At 48.6% G+C, this 13,789-nt stretch carries 9 protein-coding genes; 1 reads left to right on the top strand and 8 read right to left on the bottom strand.

Going from position 1 to position 13,789, the window contains the following annotated elements; genetic code table 11:
• Positions 1 to 27 precede the first annotated feature (27 nt).
• From F4X88_09125 to F4X88_09110, 4 genes are all read right to left on the bottom strand, one after another.
• Positions 28 to 1,386, bottom strand: a complete 1,359-nt coding sequence (locus F4X88_09125) for a sulfatase (protein ID MYA56443.1) — start codon at positions 1,384 to 1,386, stop codon at positions 28 to 30.
• Between the two features lie 343 nt (positions 1,387 to 1,729).
• On the bottom strand, positions 1,730 to 3,130 hold the full coding sequence (locus F4X88_09120) for an O-antigen ligase family protein (GenBank protein MYA56442.1): 1,401 nt from the start codon (positions 3,128 to 3,130) through the stop codon (positions 1,730 to 1,732).
• Positions 3,131 to 3,814, bottom strand: a complete 684-nt coding sequence (locus F4X88_09115) for a hypothetical protein (protein ID MYA56441.1) — start codon at positions 3,812 to 3,814, stop codon at positions 3,131 to 3,133. It lies immediately after the preceding gene.
• Between the two features lie 189 nt (positions 3,815 to 4,003).
• A complete protein-coding gene (locus F4X88_09110; protein ID MYA56440.1) occupies positions 4,004 to 4,879 on the bottom strand; it encodes an OmpA family protein in 876 nt (291 codons plus the stop codon).
• Between the two features lie 531 nt (positions 4,880 to 5,410).
• Between F4X88_09110 and F4X88_09105 the strand changes: the two genes are divergently transcribed.
• Positions 5,411 to 6,775, top strand: a complete 1,365-nt coding sequence (locus tag F4X88_09105; protein ID MYA56439.1) for a M48 family metalloprotease — start codon at positions 5,411 to 5,413, stop codon at positions 6,773 to 6,775.
• Between the two features lie 73 nt (positions 6,776 to 6,848).
• On the opposite strand, the gene F4X88_09100 is transcribed toward F4X88_09105, so the two are convergent.
• The 4 genes from F4X88_09100 to recN form a co-directional block, all read right to left on the bottom strand.
• On the bottom strand, positions 6,849 to 7,154 hold the full coding sequence (locus F4X88_09100; protein MYA56438.1) for a cell division protein ZapA: 306 nt from the start codon (positions 7,152 to 7,154) through the stop codon (positions 6,849 to 6,851).
• Positions 7,155 to 7,286: 132 nt separating this feature from the next.
• On the bottom strand, positions 7,287 to 8,174 hold the full coding sequence (locus tag F4X88_09095; protein ID MYA56437.1) for a shikimate dehydrogenase: 888 nt from the start codon (positions 8,172 to 8,174) through the stop codon (positions 7,287 to 7,289).
• Complete coding sequence (locus tag F4X88_09090; protein ID MYA56436.1) at positions 8,171 to 11,821, bottom strand: indolepyruvate ferredoxin oxidoreductase; 3,651 nt, start codon at positions 11,819 to 11,821, stop codon at positions 8,171 to 8,173. Before F4X88_09090 ends, F4X88_09095 begins: the two co-directional genes overlap by 4 nt.
• Before the next feature lie 204 nt (positions 11,822 to 12,025).
• Entirely contained in the window at positions 12,026 to 13,774 is a 1,749-nt protein-coding gene (gene recN, locus F4X88_09085) for a DNA repair protein RecN (GenBank protein MYA56435.1), read from the bottom strand.
• Positions 13,775 to 13,789: the final 15 nt, after the last annotated feature.

The raw sequence follows: 13,789 nt of genomic DNA, 5'->3' as shown, positions 1-13,789 counted from the left end.
TTGAGAAATGGGGGTACTGAGTAGAAATCAGTCTTGCCATCGACTCTGGAATTCTGTCACCATTGCGTCAGGTGCGCCATGCTGCCCTAAGAAGTCCAGAAATGCTTGGTAGAGCCGCCGCGCCTCTGACGTATCTGATTCAAACCGATTATTCATCTGTTCCGGATCAGAGGGTAAATGGAATAACTGCTGCGGCGCGCCTTGGTTCTCTAAAAGCAGAGACCATGTGCCGTCCGTGATGCTTCCATGCGGGCTACCGCCATCAGGACTCCAGCCCCCGACCCAGGCACCATGCGTAACAGTATACTCGCGTCCTGTGTCAGTATCTCCCATGATAACGGGCAGAAGACTGTTACCTTCCACTTGCGCCTCGTGTTCCACATCCAACACATCAATAACGGTAGGCGGAATATCAATAATGCTGGCGAGCGCATTGGTGTGCCGGGGTGTCGCCTCTGGGTGATAAACCATGAGTGGGATATGGATAACCTCTTCATACATGCTGAGGTTCTTCGCGAGGAGTCCGTGTTCACCCAGTAGGAAACCGTGATCCGCCATGAAGATCACCATTGTGTTTTCCATCAAGCCCATATAATCGATTTTCCGCAGGAGTTGTCCGATCCAGTTGTCAGCCAGTGATGCTTCTGCCCGGTAGAGGGCGTTGAGCCGTTCCGTCTCTCGTTCATTCATCGGATTGGGACCGTAGGGGGGATAGATCGGTTCCGGTCCGTCGTAATCGCTCGCATCGAAACGCTTTAGATACCATTCGGGGGCATCCCACGGTTCATGCGGATCGAAAGTGTCCACCATCAGGTAGAAGTTTTCGTGCTGATGGTTACGTTCCAACCAGTCGCAAGCCGTCTGCATCGTCTGCGCAACGTAAGTGTCCGCCTCGGTCTGTCGGAACGCCATGTTTCTCAGGTGATTGCCGAGTCCACCGGGCAATTTGTTCGGATGTGTTCGTGTGTACTCACGATACTGCAACGATTTTTTCGATTCATAATCGTAGGGCTGCGTCTCTAAATGATCACCCTCTTGCCCGCGAATCCACTTCCATCCCGTGAACCCACGGTTGTAAAAGAAACCGTTGTTGATGTGATGCGGCGTATCCGCAATCATCATACTCACAATCCCAGCGTTCGTTAAGTCATCAGCGATGACGGGGACATCTCGTTTGAGAGGTTCCCACCCCCTTCGACAGATACTGACTTGCCCTGTCACGAGTTCGCCACGAATCGGAACAGTCGGAAAACCACAGACATACGCTTTGTCAAAAACGACACATTTTTCCGCGAAAGCATTCAGGGAGGGTGTGTATCCCTTTCCGCCATAGATAGCAAGGTTATCCCGTCGAAATGTGTCTGAAATAATGTGGATGATGTTCATAGCACTTCCTCATTGAAAAGATTATCGCATATAATAACATACTGTATGATATTTTTCAATCAGGTGTAGTCTAATACCATTTCTAAAGGAACTTTTCTCATTAACGAAAACCGGTTCGTAGGGGCGAGGTCCCCTCGCCCGTCCAAGCCAGCGGAAACCTCATAACGTTTCAAAATCTCTAAAATGCGAATTTATCTTTCAGATTTGGTATAACTTTTCAGTTGTCCTGATTTGGGTTTTGTGATATTCTTAAATCTGACAGAAGATTTTCTTGCGTGTTTTCGGCGATTACCAGTGTCATAGCACGCAAACCTAAAGGATTGTAAGGATTGGTTCCAAATACCTATGATGAAGTCTTTTCGCGGTTCGCCATTTGCACAACAGCCGGCAATAATCCGTAGATACCCCAGAAGGGAATCCCAATGGCGTCCCCGTTCAGCAGATTGTTTACGGTGAAGTGCACCATCAATGAAATTTCTGCCGCCATTAATCCAATGACCATGGCACGGTAAAACCCGTCTTCTAACGTTTGGAGGGCACGAAACCCATAGCGTAGGAAGGCAAAGTTCAACCATACCCATATCCCTAATCCAACGATTCCCAATTCCGCCATCACTTGGAGATATTCGCTGTGGGCACCGAGTTGATACTGCGCCGTATAACTTCCAACAAGTGCCACATCCTCCTCGTATAACATCGCAAACGCCCCGTATCCTTTCCCCAAAATAGGGCTTTCAGCGAACATCACGAAAGCCTGTCCCCATCGTAAGAGACGCGCTCGGTTTGAAGCATAACTGAGGTCCACCGCGGATGTGACACGTTCAACGAGAATATTGTAGATACCGGGAAGATTCAGACACGCCAGTAGGATAAAGCATGCCGCACCGATAAACAGAATCTTTTTATGCGTAACGCCTTTCCCCAGTTGCAGCAGCATGAAACCGATCGCAACGATGACCGATAGCCAGACCCCACGCGAAAAGCAGAACAGGAGTCCCACACCGAAGCATAAGAACCATGCCGTCCAGAGCACACGGTCGTACCCACTATTGTCAAAGAGAAGACGACTCAGACAGACGAGGAAGAAAAGCGCAGCAAACGCACCGTAGACGGAATAATTTGTAAACGGCGCACTCCGATACGCACTTGTCCACTGCCAGGCATCTATGTGATAGATGAGGACAATAACTGTCCAGATGACGGCAACCGCAGCGGACGGAAAACTGGCGACAAAAAGTCGTTTCAGGGAATTCCTGTTTTGGATGACAGTGTGCACTATCACACTGAACAGCATGTAGGCTGTCGCACGGAGTGCTCCCTTAAGTGTCCCAAAAAGATCGGGCGTGTTGATGGCAGAAAGAAATGTAACAAGGATGTAGAAGCAGAGAGGGGGAAAAAAAGGGAAGGTATTTTCCGATTTAGTCCCGTAGGCGGGAACTCCGGTTCCCGACCGGATTACCCGATCCAGTATGCGTCGCACGCAGTAAACGGCAACGAGCATCCCTAAGAGGGGTTCTGTCGGTGTTTGAATCTCAAAGCGACCTGGGAGAATATAGCGAAATGAAAATGGCAGGGCGATTAACAGCAGATAGACCGCAAGCTCCATGCCTAAAAAGATGAAAGCACACGTTACAGCCAGCAAACTGAGAAGTGGGAGCGGCGTATCCGAGTAACCACCGATGATACAACCGAATACGAGACAGACGACATAAGGGAGAATGCGCTTGCCTTTCATGGTTTCCATTTAAAGCCGCATTTTAATGCCTAAACCAATCGCAGTGCCGTCTAAAATCAGGTCGAGTGGGGTAGTGCCAGTTGTTTCTACCGTTTTGAGTATCCGTTTCACCTCAAAGTTGAGGGATAGGTTCTGTTCCCACTCCAGCAGTTCTGCCCCGATGAGGACGTATCCGGTTGGTCCTGAGGAGCTATTGTCAAAGCGGATACCCTGTTGTTCAATGAGGTCAATCGCACTACCACTCAGGTGTGTTCCCAAATAACCGATACCACCCCCCAAGTAAATTGGGAGATATTCGGAGAGGAGCATTGGACGATAGATAAACTGGTACGAAATCGGGATGAGGGTGGTAGAGAGGTTCGCGGAGGTAGGCGGTGGAATGTCAAGTTCCATTTGCCAATAGCCGAATTCTAAACGTGAATCGAACTCAGCACTATGTTCAAATACAACCGAAACCGTTGGTAACAGCGCACCCGGAACCCGGGATACGCCGACGCTCTGGAGAATATCTGCCAAGCTGCCCAACTCCGGTTTGTATGAAAATAGGGACAACTGAAACGATGGCGCGTGCAGATATTCTGCCAAAAAATCTCGGACAGGGGAGGGTCTCAAGGGGGGTCCATCGGCGGTATCTGCAAGTGTTAAGCAGGGAATTAGCAACAGAAACAAACAGCAGGCAAATACCAAACGCATAAGTAGTAAAGTCCTTATCTACTGCGCATAGAGAGCAGTGATATGACAGCAATAGGCGAGTACTCGGAGGTCACGCGATCACTATCGTTGTGATGGCGTGCCTCCGTTAGCGACCCGCCTATATATTGATACAAGAGCCCTCGGGCTGCATTCATTAGGGCAGCGGAACTAAAGCGGCTTCCACTAGAATTAATGTGAATGGCCTGCAGGAACCAGAATAACTTCGACCCGACGATTCATGGCTCTGCCTGCGGCAGTGTTCTGTGGCGCAACAGGATCCGTGTGTGCTTTGCCAACAGCCTCAATTCTGCCAGCCTCAATTCCTTTGGATTTCAGGTGTTTTGCAGCGGAGTTCGCACGTGCCTGTGAGAGATCCCAATTACTTCCGTAATTTCCCTTCAGCACTGGCATGCCGTCCGCGTGTCCAACAACCTTGATCTTTGCGTCCGACGCTTCCATGAGTTGTTCAACGATACCGTCAAGCATCTGCTCCGCGTCGCCGGATAAACTGGTGCGACCACTGGCGAAAGTGACGGTAACCAGCAGTGTGGGGGCTGAGGCAACTTCTTCTGCCACCATCGCTAAACCTTCTTCCAAAGCCATCACTCGAGACGCGAGCTTCTCTACCGTCTCGTCCTGAGCCATATTGGCTTTTTTAAGTGCCATGAACTCTTCTTCATGTTCTGCCTTTACAGCTTCGACAGATGCCATCGATTCCTGGGCTTGCGCATCAAGCACCGCTGTCAGGTCTGCACGGAGTTGCGCATCCTGTTCTTTGGCACTTTGATTCGCAGCAGCAATGGTATCGGCATCCCCTTGTTGGGATACGGCAATCGCCTCATCTTTTGCTTTGGAGATGGCTTCCGTTAGATCTTTGCCCTGCTGATCAACCTTGCCATCCAGCATTGTAATTTTGTTTGACATGTCTGCTTCACTTTGTTCTATCTTTGAGACATGTTCATTCTTCCACATTTCGAACTCTTCCTGATCTAACTTGCCGCAACTACTCACAACAAGTGCAACACCCAGAAGAGCGATAATTGTGAAAGCGGTTCTACTTATCATGGATTCCTGCTCCTTTTACTACAGATAATTGCAGATAACTGGTTATGTCTGTAGAGGTAGTTCCTGTTTCAACGTCCACTGCCGCCGCCAGCATCGTAGTGCTGATTGTATAAGGTCTTACACGGACTCCGCAGGCATTTTACATCTCGACCAATATGGGGGACCTGTAAGCGGTTTATTCTCACAGGCACTTTTAATATAAATTATACAACTTTTTCCTAAAAAAAGTCAAGAGTTTTTTTCACAAACGCCGAGGCGATTGGACCAGGGCTTTAAAATCCTCTTGATTTTTGATGCGAAATACGTTAAAATTCTATGACTCGCCAGAGATTCCATGAAAGTTTTGAAGTTGCGAAGTGTACTAAAATTAGGAAGTCTGTAAAGTTAGAAGAGCGGTTTGGAAGGTCAAACCACCTCTGACAACTTTAGGCACTTACGAACACTTTGCTGACTTTAAAGAACGTCCTTGATAGTCGAAATGGACGCTATTCCTCTGCAAGGTAAAATTATCTGCAAGGTAAAATTAAAAGAATGGGACAGATAAGTATCATCTTAATTGCGGGACTCCTCTTTCTTTTTTCGTTTGAGCCACCGCAAACAAGCATGAATATCAGTGATATGCAGGTCGTCCTCTGGACAATTGTCTTGACAGGATTCCCTATTCTTATCACATGTTTTGTGACCTCCTATGTCGCAAGAACCTTTCCCGCGGACGAAGAGGAGAACCTACCAACACTCTATCGGCTGCGCCGCTTCATGATTGTTTTTGAGTGCCTCAGTTTAGCGGCATACCTCTGCAATCTGTATCTGTTGAATCTGCCAATGCTGATTGACAAATACTTCGTCTTCTTTCCCATGGCACATCTGCGCCAGACCCTCGCCTTGCTGCCGCTACTGATCGGACTGATATGTATCCGCCTTGCGTTTTATCAGGTGAATAAGCTACAACCCGGTCATTACAGAGAGATTCTCAGTCTGCAATTCAAGTTTCTGCTTTTCCCGTTATTGCCGATGTTCCTGTATTTAGTGATGATGGACGCGATTCACTGGCTTCCATATTCAGCAAAAGTCTTCATTGTTGAGCATCCGTATATTCTAATCGGGCTGATCCTACCGGTAATTATTTCTGCGTATATCTTTGCACCATTCTTGATGCAGTTTCTATGGAAAACAGAACCCCTCGCGGTGGATTCAGTGCTAAAGGAGAGATTGGATCGTTTGACGAGGCAGAGCGGTATAAAATACCGGGAGGTGGTCGTATGGCAAACCGGTTCGCTGTTAATTGCCAACGCAGCTGTGGCGGGAACGCTTCCATGGAATCGTCGCATTTTTCTCACAGACGCGCTTCTCGAATACTTCACGGATGAAGAAATTGAAACGGTTGTCGCTCATGAACTTGGACATATCCGCTATCGGCACATTCCAACGTATATGCTGTTTTCACTCTTCTATCTCTTGAATTATCCCTTTTTCTATGTGCTTGTTGAAGAACCGCTGTTAACATACCTTGGAGAATCACAGTCCCTTTTGTCAGTGGTATCGACCTTATGTTCGCTGGCTTTTCTAATCATTTATTTCATAGTTATCTTCCGATATTTGTCAAGGCGGTGCGAACATCAAGCCGACCTGTATGCGGTTCGGCTTACAGAGAAACCGGAAGCATTCAAAGATGCCTTGGTGAAACTCGCAGTCCTGAATTCAGTGCCGAAATCAATTCAGCGTTTCTTTGAAATCTTCAATACCCACCCGTCCATCTATCGACGCGTTGAATTCATCAACCAGTGGATAGAGCATAATTCTGCGGTTCAACGTTACAAAAATTATTTGGTTGAAGTCAAAGTTTTAATCCTCTTGCTACCCGTATTGGGCATTCTCGCTGTGCTGTTGCTGCGTTAGGGTGGTCGACAGATACCGCAAATAAGCGCAAGCCTCTATAGAAAACTTATAGGACAGTATTGACCGCCGCGGGTTACTCTTCTGAGTGCTGCGGTTCCGCCACCTCTTCAATCGCAAATTGTAACCGCTCGACTATTCGGTACAAGGGCAATTCATACTTTTTCTGAAGACGACGGTTCTCATCAGCGATATGAAAAGCGACTAACAACGGAACCCTCTGTTCGTCAAAACCTTTTCTGAGATAGGATTCAACTAAATCTTTGACGTATTCAACCAGTTCATTGATTGCTGCTGGCGTTAGATCTTCTGTCGGTTTTATGGTATAAGGTGTGCCGAGTATAACAAAACGAATCGGCGCGAAATCCTGTTCTTGCTGCATTGTAGTTTTATTGCCCCTTTCGTATATCTTGGTGAACCATATAGGATTGTGAGGTTACGCTATAGACCTGGCACCCCACCCGGATGCTTAAAAGGAATGCCTGTGAATCTCTCCAGCGGAGGGTTTCCCTGTCTATAGGGCTTGACGCATTGTCTCAATGCACGGCGCAACACCCGTCCATTTCTCAAACGCGATAGCCCCCTGATGAACTAACATCCCAATACCACCAAGCGTTTGACAGCCGCGCTCGGTCGCGGCTTGCATCAAAGGTGTTACCGGCGGCGTATACACAATGTCATAAACAATAGTATTCGGTTGAAGCCAGTCAGCGGAAATCAGTAAGGGGTGTGTTACATCCATGCTTATCGTTGCAGTGTTGACAAGGAGTTTGCTCTCCCGAACAGATAGCGGCAATCGTTCATCTGTGAGCCCCATTCCTTGCATGGAAACCCCTGTCTTCTGATCCATCTCTGTTGCTAAAGAAACCGCTTTTTCCACCGTGCGATTGGCGATTGTAATCGCGGCTACGCCTCTCAGTGCTAACGCAACAACGACAGCCCTCGCAGCGCCGCCTGCTCCCAAAACCACGACCTTCTCGCCTACCGGCGTCCCAGACAGGTTTCCGTCCTCGTCTAACGCTTGTAAGACACCGGGGGCATCTGTATTATCGCCATGTATGTTCCCGTCAACAAACGTCAGGGTGTTCACAGCACCGATGAGTTCCGCTTCCCGAGAGATTGATGTAAGGAACGGGATGACGGCTTGTTTGTGTGGGAGTGTTACGTTAATCCCGACGACGTTAATCGCTTTAAACCCAGCAATCGCAGCTGCCAAATCATCAGGGCGGACATGAAACGGGACATATACATAATCGAGACCTGCTTTGGCAAAAGCCGCATTGTGCATTTGTGGTGAACGGCTGTGCACAACGGGATCACCAATAACACCGACAATACGAGTATGTCCGGTCAATTTTTTTATTGTGCCTTGCGGTTCGATGACGTGAGTCTGGGATTTCATTCTGCAAGTAGGCCTTCAACTTTCTGTTTCGCCGTTTCCATTTTCGGATAGCGAATGTCGCGATAGCCACGAACTTCCTCCACACATTCTAACGCTTGGAGATGCTTTTCATACGTCTCAGTGTCAATCGGTGAGAAGGTGTCAATTACGCGGGTAATATACCAGTCTCGAAACGCTTTTTCCTTGGCGTGCCATTCTGGAAGCCAACGTCTTAAGAACTTCATCCGTTTCATCAGATGCAATTGCCAATTGCGTGTGTCAATATCCCCTTCAAGATCAAGCCCCATCACGGTGAAATGTGGACGGTTGAGATGGACGTATTTAATCCTATCACCGTTTGCTGGGTCAACCTTATACAATTCCTTATCCCGCTGCAATTTTTCCTCGCTCGTTAGCAGATGTGCGACGTAGACCTCGTCCTTGATGAGCATCACCTTGTGGAGATAGCGAATCGCGGCTTTTGTCGCGCGATAGTGATACACTTCTGAGTCGTGGGCGTAGACCTGTTTAATTTTTTCAACGTATATCCGCGCGTAGTTAATATCCTCGAACTGGATCAAATCATAGATATAGAGTGCGAGGATTCGGTGGATGCTGTCTGAATCGAGATTCAGCGTTTCAATGGTATTTTTAACAAGTGTTACGTATTCTCGCGTTAAACGTTTCCCATTACGTTTTTTTGTCAGGATCCGTTGTTTTTCGGAAAGCATTTCAGCATAAGTTCCCAGCGGATCCCTTTCTGAACGTGTATCCGCAAGGGATTCGGTGTTTTCTAATGCAAGACGGCGTCCAACGGTGAACGCTTTCATATTGGTATCCAAATCGGCGTGCGGGACCATCTGCTTTAGTGCCAATCGGAGGGGTTCCAATTCGAGAGGTATCATTTGCCGTTGGAAGGCTGTCCCCAGAAGCATCATGTTCGCGTAGAGTTTGTTCCCGAACAATTGCTCAGAGACTCTGAATAGATCCGTCCCAAAATATGTGTCCGCATTCGTATAGGTCTGGAGGGACGCTTCAAGGGTCTCTGGATCGAAATCGTCTTTGCCGATGAGCGTGGTGATCGTTTCAGTTTTCGCTGTATTCACTACAGCAGTGGTTCGATGTGGTGACGCAATGCGGAAGAGCGATTGCGCAGTGATACCGCGGACGGCTTCTAAAATATCAAGCCCTAATAGCAGATCCGCCTTACCATAAGGAATCATTGGCGAGGCGTGAACACCCGGTTGCATATATGTGATGTGTGTATAAACACCGCCATTGCGGATTGCCAATCCCTTCCTATCGCAAAACGTCACGTTGTAGCCCTGAAGATAACCCGCAACCACAAGAACTTTTGAAATCGTGCCGATCCCCATGCCCCCGACACCTGCGGCGTACATGTTCCACCGCTGCTCGAACGTCCGTAGGGGAGGCGGTGGTAAAGGTTCATCACTCAAGAGGGCACGATTTCTGGAGTCTGTTGTTTGATCTTGCGGCGGACGTTTACGTGTGACGATAACCTCTTCAAACGCCGGACATGCGTATTTAATTCGGGCACAAGCACCATCGGAAACACAATTTGACTGATCGATGGCGATTTTCTCGCCGTAATCGGTATCGACTATTTTTAGAGCTGGACATCCCGTGGCAGTGGTACATTCTCGACAAAACTCACAGACCTCAGGCGTTATGTTAATATGCTTTTCGTATTTAAGAAAACCATCTTTAGCGACTGTTTGCCGTTGTTCGCGGCGGATGCGACGCTGATAGGTAATCGCACACTCCTTATCGGCGATGATAATTTTGACACCCGATTTGAGAATGGTTTTCTCCAGATGTTTTTTGTAGTTCACCCTGTCTTCCGGGTTGGTCCGCACGATTTCTATATCGGAATTACCCACGAGTCCTTGTGCCACTTGCTCAATATCTTGTGCGAACGTCGGATTGCCGAGGAGGTCCAGCTCACCAGCAGGCGTCGGTTGATGTCCCGTCATCGCTGTTGTCTGATTGTCTAAAATAATGTAGGCGATGTCTTGGTCGTTTTTGATTGAATCCGAAATAGCTGCCATCCCGCCGTGGAAAAAGGTCGAATCCCCCATGAAAACGATCTGCTTGTTTTTGATAAATGGGTCAATGCCAGCCCCCGCACCGCCACCCAATGCCATCGCGGAAAGATTGTGCATTAAACGTGGAAACGGTTCATATTTGAGCATCGAATAGCAACCGATATCCCCATGAAAAACGAGATCAACCGGTCCTGAATCGTGATGTTTCTTCATATAGCCCACATCCATGAATTGTTCCGTAATTTCAAGGAAGACGCTCGAAGAATCACGATGCGGACAGCCCGGACAAAAGGTCGGCGTGCGTTGTGGAATGTCGATCTGCTGCGCGGAGACCTGTTGTTGAAGTGTTTCTTCGCCTGAGATATGTTCCAAATCGATTTTTGGATCGTGATAGGTTGGCGGCGTCTGTCGTGGGCTGGAGGTCCCGCCTACAGTAGATGTATCGCTTGTGCCGAGCAGATGTTTGAGAAGTGGGATAAGTTTTTGGATAAGGATAGAGGTATCTAAACCAGAAGTTACCGGAATTCCTGTCAGACCGTTGGGAAATTGTTTTCCCCACACGTTTACATATCGATCCATATCACCATTCTGATACCCTTGCGTGATGAATGCTTTTATTTCGTTCTCTAAAAGCGGGCGTTTTTCCTCAAACACGTAGATTTCGTCAACCTGTGCAGCGAACTCTCTGATGAGGTCCGTGTCAATAGGATGCGTCATACCGAGTTTGAGAATCGGGATCTCACCGTCCACCCCCAGTTCCCCGAGGGCGTGAAGGAGGCAACTATACGCTAAACCCGCACTGACAAATCCGATACGGTGTTTCTTCCGTAGGGGCGCGGTTCCCTCGCCTTCACCCATGAACTGGATTGTGTTAAGTCCGAGGTTCCGTGCTGTCTCAAGGGCGGTCGGAATCCGCTCTCTCAATGCCTCCACTTCGATCTGTGCAGTATGTGGCGGTAGAACAACCCGTTTATCGGCATCGATGTATTGGGTATCCAAGTTAATCTGCTTCAAATCACTGATTTCAGGATAAATGTTAGGATGGAGTTCTACATTGCCCCCGCCGCTCGCCTGATTTTCGGTCGTTAAGTAGCAGACGTAGAGGTTCGATGCCGCGGAAATCTCGAAGGCGCAGTGAATCCAGTCCTTAAGTTCCTGAAATGTCGCAGGTTCAATCAGAGGTGTTTGGACATGCCGTGCCAGAAATCGGGAATCAGCGGGGACCTGCGTGCTGTGGGACCATGTATCGTCACCAACCACGACAACGGCACCCCCGGTTGTTCCAGCAAGGTTACTAATCGCTAGGGCATCAGAGGCGACATGAAAGCCGACACTTTTCATAAATGTAATCGCACGGACATCCGCCATCTGCGAACCGTTGAGGCGCGCGATACTCAATGCCTCGTTATTGGCTATCTGCGCGACGATGCCGTTGGTTTTCAACAATTCAGCATTGCGTTCAATAGTGTCAAATACTTCGGCGAGTGGGGAGCCGGGGTAACCCGTGAGGAGGCTAACACCGCTCTCTAAGGCACCCTTAACTAATAACTCGCATCCGGTATAGACATGTGTTCCACTGGCTTGTGTAAACCTGTCGTCCATTTTTTAAATGTTCCTTGCGGTTCGGTCCAATTGGTTTGGCTATCGACGTTCTATTCCGTAGAGTCGCTTTCCACTACGCACCAAGCTGCGCACTTTTTTAATGAGTGCTTGTGCGCGGTTGGGCATCTTTGGCAAACATCCTGTCTTTGGGAGGCTTGCCGGAAATGACGTGGTGAGCAGCTCAGGGGCCCATAGAATTAAAAACTATTTTTCAGACAATAGTTCTCGGGCATGTGCAAGTCCTATTTCGGTTTCTTCACCGCCGTGCATTCGGGCGATTTCGTTAACCTGTTCTGCTGCGGTCAACGATTTCGCAGTAATCAGGGTCCGCTCGCCGATCACCTGCTTTTCGACCCGAAAATGTCTATCTGCAAAACGGGCAATCTGTGGCAAATGTGTAATGCAGATAACCTGAGAAGATGCTGAGAGTTCCTTCAACTTTTTGCCAACTACGTCTGCAACCTTGCCGCCAATACCGCTGTCGATTTCGTCAAAGAGGAGTGTTGGGATCTCGTCGACTTGAACGAGCACTGTTTTGAGGGCGAGCATGATACGCGAGATTTCACCCCCTGATGCGATTCTGACGATCGGACGCGCTTCGGATCCTACATTCGGTGCAATTAAGAATTCCACGTCGTCCATCCCGTCCGCGCGGAAGGCATAGCGTTGCCCGTCTATCTGAAACGGACCCCGCGCATCCGGCATAAGCCGAACGGAGGCATGAAATTCCGCTTTGTCCATACCGAGCGTGCGTAACTCCTTTTCGATCCGTTCTGAAAGATGCTGAGCAATGTGCTGCCGCTTCGCAGAGAGCGTGGTGCATAGATGTTGCGCTTCTCGAATGGTGTTGTCGATCTCCGTTTGCAGCAAATCCTGTTTCTCTGTGCCGAGGTGGAGCGTCTCTAATTTTTCTTCCGCATCGGCGTGATACGCCAATATCTCTGCAATAGTGTTTCCGTAGCGTCGTTTGAGTTTCGCTATCAACGCTAACCGATCGGTCACTTCGTCCAACCGCATTGAATTAGATTCGATCGTTTCTGCATAGTACCGGACCTGTGAAGTGATGTCCTCCAATTCGTAAAGCGATGATTCCAACCGGTCTCCCAATTCCGAGAGACTGTCATCGATTTCGGACAATTTTATCAGTTCCTTGGCGGCATCTCTCAAGCGTTCAAGTGGGCTGCCGTGATTTCCCATCCCAGAGCCATTGTCCTCCAGTTGTTGATACACATAGTTTGCGGACTTCCGCAACGCCTCTGCGTTCTTAAGGATCCGCGCTTCATCTGCCAATTTTTCGTCTTCGCCTTCCTCCAGATGTGCCGAAGTCAGCTCTTTAATTTCAAATTCGAGGAGTTCCTTTTCCCGTTCTGATGCTTTCAAGGTCTCCGCCAGAGACGCTGCTTCTTGTTGCAAGGTTCGTAACTGGGCATGTATCTTGCCGACGTGTCGTTGTGCCTCACTGTTACCGCCGAAATCGTCCAAGAGTTTAAGATGCGTTTGTGTTCTAAATAACGATTGATGTTCGTGTTGACCGTGTATATCGACAAGTAGTGTGCCGAGGGCTTGCAGTTGCTTCAAATTCACCAAGCGTCCGTTGACTTGGCAACGACTCCTACCGTTTGCTGTGATTCTCCTGGCGAGGATCACCGCGTCCGATGGATCCAATATATCCGTAAAAGCACCTTTCAAGACCGGATCAGCCGTTTCATCTGCGTTTGTGTGCCAGATCGGATGTTCAGCGTCGGGAGCAACGCTTGCTACCACTTCCGCGAAATCGGCATCTTCACGGACAATGTCCGCGGAGGTTCTCTCACCCAATACCAATCCGATCGACCTGAGAATAACCGACTTACCAGCACCCGTCTCGCCCGTGAAAATATTCAGACCCGGTGCCAGTTCCAAATCAAGTTCATCTATGAGGGCAATGTTGCGAATAGAGAGTGTTTCGATCATTTTTTAAACCCTTAA

Source organism: Candidatus Poribacteria bacterium, from assembly GCA_009839745.1.
Classification (GTDB): Bacteria; Poribacteria; WGA-4E; order WGA-4E; family WGA-3G; genus WGA-3G.
The sequence above is the reverse complement of the archived record's forward strand: the minus strand, read 5'-3'. Positions and strand labels throughout refer to the sequence as shown.